Below are 15,232 nucleotides of genomic sequence, written 5' to 3'. Positions count from 1 at the left end.
AATAGAATGGAGATATTTGCAAACCGGCAATTAGCAAAGGAAGAGAGTACAGCTCATGAATCAATTACTTCATCAACATACGGAATCTATCGTTTCTGCGGCCATTCACGCGGTTTTGCCGGATGTTGCCGTAGTGCGTGCGCTGCAAGGGTATCGCTTTGGAACCGGAAAAATCGTTCTGGTGGCAGCAGGAAAAGCGGCATGGCAGATGGCAAACGCGGCATCTGACTGCATGGGGAATCGTATTGCGGATGGCGTGGTTGTTACAAAGTATGGGCATATAAAAGGACCGATTGCCCATATCCGCTGCTTTGAGGGCGGACACCCTGTCCCGGATGACGGCTCCTGCCGGGGTACGCAGGCAGCGCTTGACCTCGTGCAGGGGTTGACGCCGCAGGATACGGTGGTATTTCTTCTGTCCGGCGGGGGAAGCGCCCTGCTGGAGAAGCCTTGTATTCCTCTGGCGGAATTGCAGGATATCACACAGCAGCTGCTGGGATGCGGTGCCAATATCGTGGAGATCAATACCATCCGCAAGCGGTTGTCTGCCGTAAAAGGCGGGCGTTTTGCTATGGCGTGCGCCCCGGCACAGGTGCTGTGCGTCGTCCTGAGCGATGTCTTGGGTGACCCGCTGGATATGATTGCAAGCGGACCGGCTTGTGCCGATTCGTCTACCTGCAAGGATGCGGAGAATGTCGTTAAAAAGTACGGCTTACATCTGTCCGCCGATGCGCTGGCTTGCCTTCGCAAAGAAACACCCAAGCAAATAGATAACGTAACAACGCGCATTACAGGCAGTGTTCGGGAGCTTTGCGCTGCGGCTGCCGATGCTGCACAGGCACTTGGTTATACGCCGATCCTTTTGACCGATCAGCTGGCTTGTCAGGCGCGGGAGGCGGGGCAGTTCCTTGCGGAAATTGCCCGAACACATCAGCACCCCGACAAACCCATGGCGTTTATAGCCGGAGGCGAAACGGTGGTCAAAATTATCGGAAACGGCAAGGGCGGGCGCAATCAGGAATTGGCGCTGGCGGCTGCACCCGGCATTTCGGGCTGCAATGCGGCGGTTTTTAGTGTTGGGTCAGACGGTACCGATGGTCCGACAGATGCGGCGGGCGGCTATGTGGACGGCGACACGCTGACAACCTTGCGGGCGGCGCAAATCGACGCGGTGGATTTTCTCAACCAAAATGATTCCTACACGGCGCTGAAGACGGCGAAAGGATTGCTTTTTACCGGTCCGACAGGAACCAATGTAAATGATGTCGCTGTTGTGCTGATTCGGTAAGTCTTTATACGGCATATTACACAAGACATATGAATCCTTTTCTGCCTGCCCCAATAACACAAGTTTCTCTCAATGCAACGAGAAGAGCGCTGTTACCATACAGTGCTCTTCTCGTTTTACTAAAAGAGTCGGCAATGATATTCAATCAGAACGACCCGAAAATGACATCAGATTACCAAAAAAGGAAATATGGATTATGAATTTGTTTTTATGCTCACGTTTTTGCAACGTGGGGACTCTTATTAAAGAAAATTTGCAAAATAAGAGAATTGCATTTATCCAGACAGCCGCAGCCAAAGAAGGGGCTTCGCAGTATGTGCTGGCGGGTCGGGAGTTGCTCAGTGAAATGGGAGCAATCGTTACAGAAATTGATATTTCTAAGGAAGACAGGAATACAATCAAGGCAGCCTTTGCGCAGGCAGATTGCATTTACTTTTCAGGAGGCAATTCGTTCTTCCTTATGGATGCGCTGCGAAAATCAGGAGCAGACAAATTGCTGAAAAAAGCACTGCAGCGCGGCAAACTTATGGTGGGCGAGTCAGCAGGGGCAATTGTTTGCGCACCGACGATTACTTATATTGAGCCAATGGATAAAAAACCGCCGGAGTATTCACAGCAAGACGATGCCGGGCTTGGGCTGGTAAAATACTATATTTTGCCGCACTTTCTTGATGAGGTTTATAGAAAAGCATCGGAGGAAATACTGGAAAAGTTCTCGGAATTGGATGTCCGTCCCATAAGCAATGATCAGGCAATACTCGTGAAGGATAATACATCAAAGATAATCTGTAACTCATATAACGCAAAAGCAGTGCGAGATTTCAGAAACGAACAAGGATAACATCTTATTGTATGAAATTGGCCTGCAAATGCCTGACCGAGTGATTTTTAAGAAAGGAATGCGAGACAGTGACCACGCCCCTGATTGAAAAATTGAATATTACATCCTCGGTTTCGATAGTGATTATATCGATTTCTTTAATGTTATTTGGCGGGTTTGCCATGACAAGAATTACCAAACGCCTGAAACTCCCCAATGTCACGGCCTACATTGTTGCCGGCATTTTGATGGGCCCGTACTGCTTAAACCTGATCCCGGTAGGTCTTATCGAGAGGATGGATTTCATTGCAGACATCGCCTTGGCGTTCATTGCATTCAGCACGGGCGAGTTTTTCCGTTTTTCTACACTGAAAAAAAGCGGCGTTAAGGTGCTACTTATTACGTTCCTTGAGGCGTGCTTGGCATCCATTGCGGTGTTTATCGCTACTCATTATGTGCTTGGTCTTGATATGGTATTTTCCGTCGTTCTTGCCGCGCTGGCATCAGCCACAGCACCTGCGTCTACCATGATGACGATTCGCCAGACGCACGCAAAGGGCGATTTTGTAGACACCCTTCTGCAGGTGGTCGCACTGGACGATGTGGTGGGGCTTGTCGCGTACAGCATCGCCATTTCCATCGCCTTGGCCTCCATGACCGGCAATTTTCAGGCGCAAAATGTGCTGCGTCCGATAATAATGAACCTGTTCGCGTTTGCGCTGGGCGGCGTATTTGGTTTGATTTTGAAGTTTCTTCTTCACAAGCGATCCACCGACAATCGCCTAATCGTATCTATTGCGCTGCTCTTTGCATTCTGCGGAATTTGTGCGCTGATGGGCGTTTCGTCGCTACTGGGCTGTATGTCCATGTCGATGATTTACATCAATACCTCCGACGACGAAAGGCTTTTTAAGCAGCTGAATTACTTCAGCCCTCCGCTGCTCTTGCTGTTCTTTGTGCGGTCTGGTCTCAACTTTGATTTGGGTGCTATTTTCAGCTCCTCCGATCATATCGGGTCGACCTCTTTGCTGGCTGTCGGTGTGGTCTACTTTGTCACAAGAATACTCGGCAAATACAGCGGCGCCTTCTTGGGGTGCCTGCTTGCCGGAAAGAACAAAAAAGTTCGCAACAACCTTGGGCTGGCTTTAATTCCACAGGCGGGCGTTGCCATTGGACTGGCCGCGATGGGAGCCCGCACCTTGGGCGGTGCAATGGGCGATGCGCTGGAAACAATTATCCTTGCTTCCAGCGTCTTGTACGAACTAATCGGACCTGCTTGCGCAAAATTGTCGCTGTACCTGTCGGGGTCGTATTCCAACAGGTTGGATGACATCGTGACTGAAACGGTCAAATGCGACGAGCATGAACCAGAAAACGAGGTCGAACGCCTGATTCGCCAGATACAGGCAATTCAAAAAGAATTGCCTGCGCACAACGATCCTTTTTTAGAGGATGAACAGGCGTATGACGAGGCCGCTTACGAACATTACGCCTTGACAGGCTACCCCCAAATATCGTATCAAAACACAAGGAGGAAAGCAGACATATGGACACTTTGATGTCACTTCAAATGTCAGACCCCATTGCGCAGCACCTTGGCAGTTGGTCACAGGAAATTAACGTGCTTTCCATCTGCCTGAGAATCGCCCTTGCCGTTTTCCTGACCTCCGTTATAGGCTGTGAACGATCCAGCAAGCGACATTCTGCCGGACTTAGAACCTTTGTGCTGATTTCGTTTTCATCTACCATCTGCATGATACTTGACATATACCTGATGCAGACTCAGGCAATCAGCATACCGATTTTGTCTGCGGCCACCATGATTTCAGCGGCTTCCATCAGCGGAAAATCAATTCTTTTTAGCTCACGCGGTCAAATCAAAGGGCTTACTACCTCTGCGGCGCTGTGGTCTTGCGCCGCCTTGGGCTTTACAATAGGTGCAGGGCTTTACACGGTAACACTGATTGTGTTTGCATTCCTTCTGTGTATCCTGTCGGTGTTTCCCACCATTGAGGTGTATCTGAAGAACCGTTCCAACCACTTTGAAATCCATTTAGAGCTTAAAAACATCGAGTATCTGCGCGACTTTGTTACAGTCAGCCGCCGCTTAGGGCTGCGAATTGATGATATTGAATCGAACCCCGCCTATGTGGGCTCCGGACTAAGCGTATATACGATTACCGTTACAATTTGCAGCAGCGAACTGAAGAAGTATAAAACGCACCATGAGATTATAGAAGCACTGAAATCGCTGGATTACATTTATTATCTGGAAGAACTGCGATAGCAGGCTGATGGCTGGCAGCATGATTTTCTTAATGTGTTTTTTCGTTGATCACCTTCGCCGCCACAAACCATCGCCCTTCTTCAAACCATAACTCGCGCTCTTTGCCTTGAATCATACAGGTATAGCGGTCGCCAACACCGCCCACATCGGCGGCACGGCGGCAGATGTCCTTGATCTTGTCGATTTTGTAGACCTGCCCTTTATCGAAAATAATCTGCAGAGGTCGCAATCGTCCCTCGGTGCTGAAGCGCACATCGACTTCCACATAGCGCTTTTCTCGTTGAATCATTTACGATGCCTCCTATGCCGTATGAAAATACCCGACCGGATGGATGTTGTGGTCGTCGTAGGCGTTGATGCCGCCCAAAACGGGGTCTGTGTACACGACCGCCCGTTGTACACTGCGGTAACCGTAACGCTGGCGCAGGGTGTCCACGGCTTTATCGATGTGCTCCAGCTTCTCGCGCTTTTCCTCGTTGGAAAAAAGTCCTAATTGCACTGCGCAGTCTGCGGGGCACAGGTCGGCACCACGCACACCGATGCCGCGCAGGGGCTTCGGCCACGAATAATTGCGCTTGAACAAATCAAAGGCGATGCGGGCAATTTCAATACTTACATTGGTGGGGTTGTCCAGCTTTCGGCGGCGCGTAAAGCCGGACAGTTCATTGTCCCGCACATAAATCTCCACCACATTGCACTTGCTGCCGAGGTCGCGCATACGCATGGCAACGCTTTCGGAGAGCAGCACCAACATCAGCCACACATCTTCATCTGTGGTCAAATCGCGCGGCGTGGTGGCGCTGTTGCCCACACTCTTAATGGCAGAATGTGCATCCTGCTTGGCGACCGGCGTTTGGTCCAATCCGCGCGCAAATGCCGAGAGTGTATAGCCCATCACGCCAAACCAGCCCTTGAGGACTTCAGGGTTCGTTTCCGCAAGCTGACCGATGGTGCGGATGCCGTAACTGCCGAGCTTGCGCTGTGTGGCGTTGCCCACGTACAAAAGGTCACCCACCGGCAGCGGGTAGACAATCTGTTTATAAGTATCAGGCTCGATGACCGTTATGGCATCGGGCTTTTTATAATCGCTGCCGAGTTTCGCGGTGATTTTGTTGAAAGAAACACCAATGGAAACGGTGATACCCAATTCACGCTTTATACGCACACTGATTTCCTTTGCGATCTTGACGGGGCTTCCGAACAACCCTACGCTGCCGGTTATATCCAGCCATGCTTCGTCAAGCCCAAAGGATTCAACTTGATCTGTATAATCATTAAAAACTTCTCGCACATAGCCGCTGTACTTCTGGTATTTTCCATAGCTGGCGGGTACAATAATTAAGTCACGACAGTGCTGCTTGGCTTCCCATATTGGCATCCCTGTTTTCACGCCCATCCGCTTGGCGGGGTAACTGGCGGTAAGTACAATGCCGTGCCGTGCCTCCGGGTCGCCGCATACGGCAATGCTTTTCCCGCGCAGTTCCGGGTGTTCCTGCATTTCAACGCTTGCGTAAAAGCAGTTGCAATCGCAATGCAGTATATGCCGCTGTCCCATATTGTTCCCACCTCCTATACGCCTATTGTAACACCACAATGTTTCTCTTCCAAATGCATTTTACATGGATATAAAAGAAAATCCGTGTAATGGTACACTTGACTTTACATACCAAAAGCGGTACAATATAGATGAGGTGATATACCGTGAGCAACTGGAATAAGCGTATTCGTGCCGCGCGTGAGGCGCAGAAAATGACCCGCGAGATGGTCGTGCAGAAAATGCAGCAGTTCCTGCCGGAATCCGAGAAGGCCGTGACCACACGTTCCTTGATGTCGTGGGAGGCCGGCGAGCGCGAACCCCGCGTTACCGTGGGTGTGGCGTTGGCAAAGGCTTTGGGGTTTGAAGATATAGCAGCTTTGTATCTGGATGCCGAACCCAAGCTGAATCAGGCGGGGCAGCAGCGTCTGGGGGAATACCGTTCCATGCTGCTGCACACGGCAGAATTTACCGAGAAGCCGGAACCGAAACTGCGGTTGCTGCCGGTCTATTTACAGCCTGCCTCTGCCGGTACCGGTCAGTGGCTGGATGATGACACCCAAGAGATGACCGAAGTGGACGAATCCGTACCCACCAAGGCGGAGTTCGGTGTCCGCATCGCCGGTGACAGTATGGAGCCGCGCTTTGTGAACGGGCAGACCGTTTGGGTCAAGGCTTCACAAGATGCCAACAACGGCGATATTGTGCTATGCACCCTGAACGACCAAGGCTATTGCAAAAAGCTGCGCAAGGACGAAAACGGCATTGCGCTGATTTCCCTGAATAAAAAATATGCCCCCATCCCTGTGCGGGAGGAGGACGAGTTCAGAATCGCCGGTATTGTAGTAGGATAAGGAAGGAGCGTCGCGTATGTGTGGACGGTATCAGTTTTCTGCTGATGAGTATAAAGAGATTCGCCAGATCGTGCGCGATGCACAGCGCCGCAGCGAGGGAAATGAACTCAATTTCCCAATGGCAGGAGATATTTGCCCCTCGCAGGTGGCACCGGTGCTGGTTTCACGCGGGGAGAAAATCGTGGGCGAGTTCCAGCAATGGGGGCTGCCCGGTTTTCGCGGCAGGCAGCAAATCATCAATGCCCGCGCCGAAACCGTGACGGAAAAGCCGATGTTTCGCCGCAGTATTGCCTTCCAGCGCTGCGTGATCCCTGCCACCGGCTTTTATGAATGGGACGCCGCCAAGCACAAATATTTTTTTCAAATGCCGGGACAGCCGATTTACTTGGCGGGCATTTATGATAATATAAGTGGTGTGAACTGCTTTATCATTCTGACCACCGCGCCCAACGATTCGGTAGCGCCCATCCACGACCGTATGCCGTTGTTGCTCTCCCACGAGCAGGTGCGCCCGTGGTTGGTGGACGTTGGTGCGGCGCTGGAACTGCTTTGCAGCCGCCCGCCGCTGCTGCAGCGCACAAGCTGCGACGGGCAGTTGGGCTTTGATGATTTGCTTTGAGGAAAGCTATGGATCAAATCGAGAAATTTGTAAAGGATTCGGGGCTGACAATTTCTGCCTACAATGTCTGTTTTTACGACAGCAACGGCACCGATGAAATTCTGGACAACATTCTTTGCGGCAAAAAACGCGCCAACACAGGGTTGTTCAGCCTGTTTGAAGCCCAGATGCAGCTGCTGCCGCGCACGGGTGATTACACGGTCGTGCTGGACAGCGATATGCAGCCGCGTTGCATTACCCGCACCACAAAGGTGGAGGTTGTCCCGTTTGAAGATGTGACGGCAGACTGTGCCGCCGCCGAGGGGGACGGCACCCTTGCCGCGTGGAAGAAAGCCCACCGCAAGGCGTTTGCTGCAGCGTGTGAGGAAATCGGCAGGAACTTTGACGAAAGCATGAAGTGCGTCTGCGAGTATTTTGATGTGGTTTACCGGGCAGATGGGCAGTGAGATAAATCGGAATTTTGGGAGGAATAAAATTTGAAAGTAAAGAATAAGAAACGATTGATAGTATTTTCAACCTTGTATATAGTTGGTTATTTATATTTTTGTATATTTGGTGGAATCAATTATGGAATGAAGATTTCAGATAATCCAGTTCTAGACATCATGATCAGATCTTCCGGTCTTCCTGTTGGTGTACGTAATTTGTCTCTTGTGATATTTATATGGATTATACTCTCTTTTTTTCTGGTGCTTTCTATTTTATGGCAAACAGATTTAACTGGGCAAAAGTTAAACAGAACAGCTTTGATTTGCTTGGGAATCAACCTACTGTTCACTTGTTTGTCGAGAGGTATTGTAGAGAGTATTGTCAGTGGTGTTGCTGAGGGACTTTTTACAATGCTGATAATTGTTGCTGTTCTCTTTGCTATCGTTGGTGTCGCTATAGGAATCACTTATTTCGTACAAAAAAAGAACGGAGTATTGAATTCATATGAGGCATTTTCTGATATTATGACTGAAGATGAGTTTGAACGATGGCAAAAAAGAAAGAATAAAATAAAATAACCAACTTCCAGTTTGCAGAACCAAACCGCAACAAATGACAGCAGTTAGGAGAACCCCATGATTTTACACATAAACAACAGCGAGTATGATTACCACACCTTGGTCAAGGTTGCGGAGATGGCAGGGCTTGCGGGCCTTGTCGGCTTTCATGAATCCGAGGACGGCTATATTGTCAGCTTTCCGGATACAGGAAACACGCAGGCGCTTATTAACGATTACAAAGCGCGTCTGCGTGATTTGGAAAACAATATCTGGCAGCACTAACTGTTGTTGATAGTGGTGCTACCGTTCTAGCAGTCAAGTCTGGCTCAGACTCAGGCAGTACAGAGCTTACCTTTAAACTTACCGGTGACGATATTAAGTATTCCGGCGAATACACCGACACGGTAACCTTTACCGTCAGCGTTAATTAAACACCACCCACCTAAAGTATAACAGCACCAGCCGTCACGCCCCCGTGACGGCTGGTGTTGTTTTATAGGCACAACGGCACTAGCGTCCGTGCAGCACAGGGGAAAAAGCCCCTGCTGCAGCTTTCAAAGCCAATCGAAAGTAAACAAAATGGGTACCGGCCTATATCAGCGCACGGAAACCATATCCATAGGATTCACGCGCACACCATTCTGCATAACCTCAAAATGCAGGTGGAAACCCGTGCTGTCGCCGGTATTGCCTACATACCCTATAACCTGTCCTGCCGTTACCGCTTCCCCTGCGGTAACGGCAGTTTGCGTCATGTGGGCGTACCGCGTGGACAGGCCCGCGCCGTTGTCCAGCAAAACTTGGTTGCCGTAGCTGTTGTTCCAGCCGGAGATAATGACCGTGCCGCTGTGGGCGGCGAGAATCGGCGTCCCCTCCGGCGCGGGAATGTCCGTACCGCGATGCCCGGAATTACCGTAAGCGTCGTCGTCACCAAAATTGCAGGAAATATAGGTGTGGCCGGGCAGCGGCCAGCATAACTCGCCATCCTCGATGATGCCGATGCCGCCGCAGAGGGCAAGCAGCGTAGGGCGCATTTCATCGGAGAGAAGTTCGTGCAATATATCGTTTTGGTCTTGGGTGAAATTGTACAACTCGGCCAGTTCATCCACAGTTTTGCTGCTGACGGTGATGTGCAAAATATAGTCGGTCTGCTGCTCCGGGTCGGGGGCGTCCTCGGTGGGTTCGGGAGTGGTGTCTACTTCTTCGACCTCGTAGGTGATCTCGTGCATAGCCCAAAAGGTGTCTTGGATGCGCTGCATTTGGGCGGCATTGATAACGACAACGTTGCTATCAGAGTTGAGGTTGGTATCTATCGCAAAGATGGCCAGCACCTCCGGCCAGTAGCTTGCCCATGTGTGACCGTCCTCATAGTCGTAGGTGATGGTGGTTTCGCTGCACTCCGGGTGGGCGGATACGATGTTATTGATGGACGCGCCGAAGTCGGCGTTGGTGTTGGCTACGATTGCGGCAATAGGGATGCTGTTGGGGTCGTTGGATTCGTCCGCAAACAGGATGCCCATGGGTGAGCCGATTACTGCTGCGGCTGCGCCAATGACCATCGCCAGCACCAACACCACGCTGCCCGCGCCCAGCAGGGCCAGCAGCGATTGCGCGGCGTGCCGCACGGTTTGGGAGAGTAGGGCTTTGATTTTGGCTGCGATATAATGAACGCCACGGCTGATTGCTTCAACCGTGGCTTGTTTATTGCTGATTGTGGGCAGCTTGGGTGCGTGGGTGACGATGGGAGCGGTATTGCCCGCCGCTGTGGCAGCCGTCTGCTTTTGCAGATAGCGGCGCACAGCCTCGCGGGTCAGGTGCTGCCGCTTTAAGTGCTGCTGCATTTGAGCTTGGTAAGGCGGCGGTGCCGGTGTGGCCGATGACGGCACAGGGGCTTGCGGCGCTGGTGTTTTGGCTGCGATGGCCTTTTGCCGGAAACGCTGCTTTTTGAACATTTCCCTGCGCTCGGTCTGCGTGGGAACAGTGACTTTCTCTTTTTCAGTCAGCTTTGATGCAGATTGGGCGCTGCCCTGCAAGGTGAGATTTTTCCGCTTCTCCTGCATTGCACGAAACTTGCGGTAGCTCATGCGGGCGGTGCTTTTGGCGGTGTTGCCTGTACGGGCAACCACATCGGAAATGCCCTGCTGCACCTCGGTTTGTGCGTATTCTTCGGGTGATTCCTGCCGCTGCTCGGCGGTGCGTTGGCTCTGCGCCTTGGCCCGCATAAGCGTTTTGCGCACAAGCTGCTTGCGCTTTGCTTTAATTCCGGGCATCGTCAATTACCACATCATCCAACTGGCGCGTGTATTCCGGGTAGCGCAGTTTTACGGCTTCGTACATATACGGCGCAAAGGAGCAGTCGAACAGGTCATACGGTGTACAGGATTTGTCATCGTATCCATTCCAAAGATTATAGGCAAACCGTGTCAACTTGGTTGTGCCGCTGGTCTGCCATCCTGCGGCCAGCGATTCCGGCTTGATTTCGTCCTTTTCAAAATTGAAACAAGCGTCAATGTTATTCCGAAATGCGGGTACTGCTGTCAAGATGTAAATCAGTGCGCGGTGGTAGCTGTCCATCACCTTGCAGCGGTTAAGGTGGGTTAAGTATGCCCTACGTTGGGGAGGGGACATAAATTTGGGGTCGGTCATGGTGGTATCCGCCTATTTTATATAAAATTGTGCTTCTTGATTTCTACGGCGATCGGCACCCCGCTTTTTGTTTGTGCAGAATCATGGTGTTATCGTTCTCCGTGGTCGATGGGCTTGACTTTCAGTTTGTTGCCGTCACGCTGGAACTGCTCATACTGTTCGGGGGTACATTTCATCGGCAGGAAGCTGTGTACCATAGGGAGAAAGGCGATTGGGTGGTGGTAGAGCTTTTCATAATAGGCCATCTGTTCATCGGTCAGACTGATAAGGCCGTCATCACTATCCCCACAAACAATGAAAGACCCGGCAATGCAGCCATCATACCCATAAAGACGGTTTGGCGGCAAATCAAGGTCCTGCGCGGCGTCATTGCTGATAATGCAAGCGTTATCCCGCCACGGATGGCAAACGGTTAGATCTTCGCCTACAAGTTTCTGTCGTGCTTCGTATGTGTTGGGAATTGTGCGTTCCTCCGGGTATTTACCGGGCTGCACATACAGCACGCGGATTTCATTTTCACTCATAGGATTCACTCAATTTCACCGGGCTTTGTAGTAAGCAACTTATATGTCTTAGTATCCTTGGGCTGTGGGTTGTTGAATGGAATAAGGCTGTTGCCCATCTTGATGATGCCCTCACCGGGCTGGGCCAGAAGCAAGTATTTTCGCTGCGGCTCGGACAGGCCGTACAGTTCTACTACGCTGTCAATGTCCTTGGTTTGGCGCAGCATGACCACAAATTCAGAGTTTGCCAGCATGGCATAGGCGGTGTCGTTGGTAAGGCAGTCCTGCACATTTTGCGTGATGCCGGTGGCGTAGGCGTTGTACTTTCTGAATCGCTTCCAACTTGTGTACAGGAAATTGGTGCTCAAAGAATCGCGCAGCAGCAGATAGATTTCATCAAAGTATACCCATGTGGCGGCCTTGGGGTCGTTGCGTTCGTTGCTCATAACGGCGGTGTTGATGTACTCCAGCATAGAGAGCATGGCAACAGGTTTTAACTGCTCTCCCAAACTTTGGATATTGAAGCAGATCAGGCGGTTGCTCATGTTCACGTTGGTGGGCTGGGCGAACGCTTGCATACTGCCGGTGGCGAAAATCCGCAATGCAAGCGCGATTTCCTTTGACCGTTTGTCGCGCTGATTGTTCAGTGCCATCCACAAGTCCTTGATAGTCGGGCATGGCGCGGTATAGTGGGATTCCATCAAGGGTTTGTAGATGTTTTCAAGGGCATCGTCAATCAGACTTTTATCACCGGCCAGAATATGCTCCTTGCCCATTATCTGCTCACACAGGCTCAACACAAATTCTGCCTTAGCAACATGGGGAGGTATTTTCGTTGACTTATCATATTTGAAGTCCAGCGGATTAAAGTGCGTAGCGCTGTCCACCGAGATATTCACAACCTCGCCACCCAATTCCTGCACGAGGGGCGCGTACTCATTTTCGGGATCTACGACATAGAATCTAGCCTTAGTAAACCGCAGATACAGCATCAAAATTTCCAGCTTAACAAACATGGATTTACCGCCGCCGGAGGTAGCGACAACCATTGCATTGCCGTTCACAAGGCTAGTGCGCAGCCCGATGATGAGATTGCCTGTCACGGCGTTTCTGCCGTAACAAATGCCGCCCGGTGTGAGAATTTCTTGCGTATTGAACGGTACAAGTGCTGTCAGCGATTTCGTCAGCATCGTGCGCACACTCTCGATGCGGCGCAGACCGTAGGGCATGGCCGTGTCAAAGGCGCGTTCCTGCTGAAAGTACAACTCGGTGAATCGGCAGTTATAGTTTGCCGCCGTGGTTTTCAGTGCATCGGTTTCCAGCGCGAGATCTTCCAGTGTGTCAGCAAAGTAAGTGACGGTGAGCAGGCTCAAAAACATTTGCTGGTCATTTTCCGTCATTTCTTTACGGATGCTGGCAATGATGCGATCCTGTTCCTGCGTCCGCTGCGGTACGGAGGAAGTAAAGTCCAGATTTTCCACGGATTTCTTATTGAAACGGACTTTCTCGGCATCGGTTTTCATCTGCGCATTGTCAATTTCTTTGAAAGCATCCTCGGTTTCCACCGGCTCAATGTCGATTGATAACACAATGTATGGCACTTGCTGAAGCAGTGCGGAGATAAACTTATCATCAAACTGCTGCGGGTACTCGCTGATCGTCATGCACTTGGCATAAAAATCCTCGATTTCAATATGCTTTTTGCAAAAGCGGATGCAGTCCGGGGCGATGGAATCGCGGAAGTCCTGCCCCAGTTTGGCACAATTATCAAAGTCGAAGTTAAAACGCCCCTCCTCGGAAATGCGGAAAAACTTGTGCAGTACCTCCAGCCGTGCGCGGTTGTCCAGCGGCGTGACGGCACATTCCAAGGCGGAAAATGCAGACAGCAAATGCCCCTGCACCTGTACAAAGCGTTCGCGGGCCTCTTTTACGCCGGGTTTGTTTGTGGACACGATGATGTACTTATGCTGCACCACATTTCCATTTTCGCGGGCGTTGGCCTTGATTTGGCGGTTACGCTCGGCGCGGAGGGCATCAAAGCCGTCGTTCTCGCGGTGGTACAGCACATCACGGGCAAAGGCTTTTTCATCCATGCGCTGGCTGACGATGCAGACTTGCATCCAGCAGTCAGCGGGGATGCCCGCGTAGACCGTGCCAAGCTGCGTTAAAATATTCTGCTTGGCCGCGTCACTCTGCATGGCGTAGTTAATATCGCTGATTTTCCACATCATGCTGAACACATTTCCCGATTGCCAAACACCGTCCGCATAGATTCTGTCAATCGGGATACTTTGCTGCACCGAACGCGGCATTTTATAGCTGCCGCGTGTTTTTCGCGTAGATGCGTACTCACTCAATCTCAATGCTTATCACCTTTTTTCTTTTTGCAATATTTGTTTTCGGTTTTCCATAACCGCCAATCGTTTCTGATAACTGTGCTGTCTATTACAACAAGCAGGAATTTTTCAAAGGTCAGACAGTCATAAGTAAAAAATCCTGCTGCTGCAATCGGCGCAGCGGCCACAATGCAGACCCAGCCCGCCGTTTCATGACCCAACAGCGGGGTCAGCCCCAAATAGACCGCAACTGCCACGGCAATGGCCACGCCGGAGCAAATCATCTGCCGCAGATTCAGCCCCAAAAAGATTTCCTCTTGGTAATGGCGGATTTCTTTATTTATCGGAATTTGCATATTACAACCCCATCATTTCATGGATAATTCGGTCAGAGCCTTTTATTAGCCCCACAAGTACGAGCATATTGAATACTGTTTCGGCAAGGTAACTCCACACGATGGTAGTGGCCTCACCGCTGGCTACTGTCGGCGTACTGACAAATGCCGAGTAAATCACGCAGGCCAGCACAATGACCGCACCCTCTAGGCACACGCCGACATAGCTTTTCAAAAATGATATGCCCACAGATTGTGTACTTTCCCCCGCAAAAGCCGCCAGCGGCAGCGGAGCCAGCGCCGTGTACATATACAAGCGGAAAAAGCGACCATACACGGTAAGAATCATTACAAAGGAAAGCACCGTAATGAACAAGCTGCCGAGAATCGTTACGAGCCATAGCGGTATGCTGGCGAGAAATCCCACATTTTCGATAGCTGTTTGCATTTCTGCGGGCAGCGACACCATAGCTTCCGAGATACCGCCCATGCTGTTGGCCATATCTGTGACGATGCCGTTGCAGATGGAAAACACATTCAGCATAATATCCATGCCATATCCCACAAGCGCTTTTGCCGCCACAAAGCGGAGAAAGTAGTGGATGGCTGCTTCGGGGCGTTTTAACTCGTGAAAATTCATTGTGTTTTTGCATAGCGATATAGCAAAGAATAGCACGACCAGCGCATAACCGATGCCAACCATACCATTGTGCAAGGTCTGCATCACGCCCCACACAGCGCCACCCTTAAAAGTTTGGGGGCCGGTTGTCACCAGCCCCCATAACTCGCCCAGCTTTCCATTCCATGTGGAAAAAGCATTGTTCAGATTCTCAACGATCCAGTTTTGATTCAAGTTTTCACCTTCTTTCGTATTTTGATAACAGATGAGTAGTTGACTTATGATAGCATTTGTGCTATCATAAGCATAAAGAAAAGGATTTGGAGTAGTTCAATGTACACAGTTGAATTTTACGAAAAGGCAGACGGAAATTCTGAGTTGTGGGATTTCTTAGAAGATTTA

The 15,232-nt window shown here is 50.7% G+C and carries 17 protein-coding genes; 9 read left to right on the top strand and 8 right to left on the bottom strand.

The window, feature by feature from the left end:
• Positions 1-55: 55 nt before the first annotated feature.
• From Q0526_RS05875 to Q0526_RS05860, 4 genes are all read left to right on the top strand, one after another.
• Positions 56-1,288 carry a glycerate kinase gene (locus Q0526_RS05875; protein WP_298731524.1) on the top strand — a complete coding sequence of 411 codons (1,233 nt, stop codon included), beginning with the start codon at positions 56-58 and terminating at the stop codon, positions 1,286-1,288.
• A gap of 196 nt (positions 1,289-1,484) precedes the next feature.
• Positions 1,485-2,129 carry a Type 1 glutamine amidotransferase-like domain-containing protein gene (locus Q0526_RS05870; RefSeq protein WP_298731523.1) on the top strand — a complete coding sequence of 215 codons (645 nt, stop codon included), beginning with the start codon at positions 1,485-1,487 and terminating at the stop codon, positions 2,127-2,129.
• Positions 2,130-2,197: 68 nt separating this feature from the next.
• On the top strand, positions 2,198-3,667 hold the full coding sequence (locus Q0526_RS05865) for a cation:proton antiporter (RefSeq protein ID WP_298731522.1): 1,470 nt from the start codon (positions 2,198-2,200) through the stop codon (positions 3,665-3,667).
• Positions 3,655-4,395 carry an MgtC/SapB family protein gene (locus Q0526_RS05860; protein WP_298731521.1) on the top strand — a complete coding sequence of 247 codons (741 nt, stop codon included), beginning with the start codon at positions 3,655-3,657 and terminating at the stop codon, positions 4,393-4,395. The genes Q0526_RS05865 and Q0526_RS05860 overlap by 13 nt, the downstream gene beginning before the upstream one ends.
• Positions 4,396-4,423: 28 nt before the next feature.
• Here Q0526_RS05860 and Q0526_RS05855 read toward each other — a convergent pair whose 3' ends face one another.
• Together Q0526_RS05855 and dinB are read right to left on the bottom strand one after the other, a co-directional pair.
• Positions 4,424-4,684, bottom strand: coding sequence for a hypothetical protein (locus Q0526_RS05855; protein ID WP_298731520.1), 261 nt, complete (start codon positions 4,682-4,684; stop codon positions 4,424-4,426).
• Between the two features lie 12 nt (positions 4,685-4,696).
• On the bottom strand, positions 4,697-5,950 hold the full coding sequence (gene dinB / locus Q0526_RS05850; protein WP_298731519.1) for a DNA polymerase IV: 1,254 nt from the start codon (positions 5,948-5,950) through the stop codon (positions 4,697-4,699).
• Between the two features lie 146 nt (positions 5,951-6,096).
• On the opposite strand from dinB, the gene Q0526_RS05845 reads away from it, so the two are divergent.
• The 5 genes from Q0526_RS05845 to Q0526_RS05825 are packed head-to-tail and all read left to right on the top strand — an operon-like array spanning position 6,097 to position 8,673.
• Complete coding sequence (locus tag Q0526_RS05845; RefSeq protein WP_298731518.1) at positions 6,097-6,783, top strand: LexA family transcriptional regulator; 687 nt, start codon at positions 6,097-6,099, stop codon at positions 6,781-6,783.
• A 16-nt stretch (positions 6,784-6,799) separates the two neighbouring features.
• Positions 6,800-7,402, top strand: a complete 603-nt coding sequence (locus Q0526_RS05840) for an SOS response-associated peptidase (protein WP_298731517.1) — start codon at positions 6,800-6,802, stop codon at positions 7,400-7,402.
• Between the two features lie 8 nt (positions 7,403-7,410).
• Positions 7,411-7,848, top strand: coding sequence for an ASCH domain-containing protein (locus Q0526_RS05835; RefSeq protein ID WP_298731516.1), 438 nt, complete (start codon positions 7,411-7,413; stop codon positions 7,846-7,848).
• Positions 7,849-7,878: 30 nt separating this feature from the next.
• Positions 7,879-8,409, top strand: coding sequence for a hypothetical protein (locus Q0526_RS05830; RefSeq protein WP_298731515.1), 531 nt, complete (start codon positions 7,879-7,881; stop codon positions 8,407-8,409).
• 57 nt (positions 8,410-8,466) lie between these two features.
• The gene (locus Q0526_RS05825; protein ID WP_298731514.1) at positions 8,467-8,673 is read left to right on the top strand and encodes a hypothetical protein; all 207 of its coding nucleotides are present in this window, start codon (positions 8,467-8,469) and stop codon (positions 8,671-8,673) included.
• 314 nt (positions 8,674-8,987) lie between these two features.
• Here the strand turns inward: Q0526_RS05825 and Q0526_RS05820 are convergent, their stop codons facing one another.
• The 6 genes from Q0526_RS05820 to Q0526_RS05795 form a co-directional block, all read right to left on the bottom strand.
• On the bottom strand, positions 8,988-10,661 hold the full coding sequence (locus Q0526_RS05820) for a M23 family metallopeptidase (RefSeq protein WP_298731513.1): 1,674 nt from the start codon (positions 10,659-10,661) through the stop codon (positions 8,988-8,990).
• Complete coding sequence (locus Q0526_RS05815; protein WP_298731512.1) at positions 10,648-11,037, bottom strand: DUF6075 family protein; 390 nt, start codon at positions 11,035-11,037, stop codon at positions 10,648-10,650. Before Q0526_RS05815 ends, Q0526_RS05820 begins: the two co-directional genes overlap by 14 nt.
• Before the next feature lie 89 nt (positions 11,038-11,126).
• Complete coding sequence (locus Q0526_RS05810; RefSeq protein WP_078784604.1) at positions 11,127-11,561, bottom strand: DUF3846 domain-containing protein; 435 nt, start codon at positions 11,559-11,561, stop codon at positions 11,127-11,129.
• Positions 11,562-11,566: 5 nt separating this feature from the next.
• Entirely contained in the window at positions 11,567-13,852 is a 2,286-nt protein-coding gene (locus tag Q0526_RS05805) for a VirB4-like conjugal transfer ATPase, CD1110 family (RefSeq protein WP_366522036.1), read from the bottom strand.
• Between the two features lie 47 nt (positions 13,853-13,899).
• On the bottom strand, positions 13,900-14,232 hold the full coding sequence (locus Q0526_RS05800) for a PrgI family protein (RefSeq protein WP_298731510.1): 333 nt from the start codon (positions 14,230-14,232) through the stop codon (positions 13,900-13,902).
• Position 14,233: 1 nt separating this feature from the next.
• Complete coding sequence (locus Q0526_RS05795; RefSeq protein WP_298731509.1) at positions 14,234-15,064, bottom strand: hypothetical protein; 831 nt, start codon at positions 15,062-15,064, stop codon at positions 14,234-14,236.
• Positions 15,065-15,232 lie beyond the last annotated feature (168 nt).

This window comes from uncultured Subdoligranulum sp., assembly GCF_937890665.1.
Note: the sequence above shows the minus strand (reverse complement) of the source record. Positions and strands in the feature narration are given on the sequence as shown.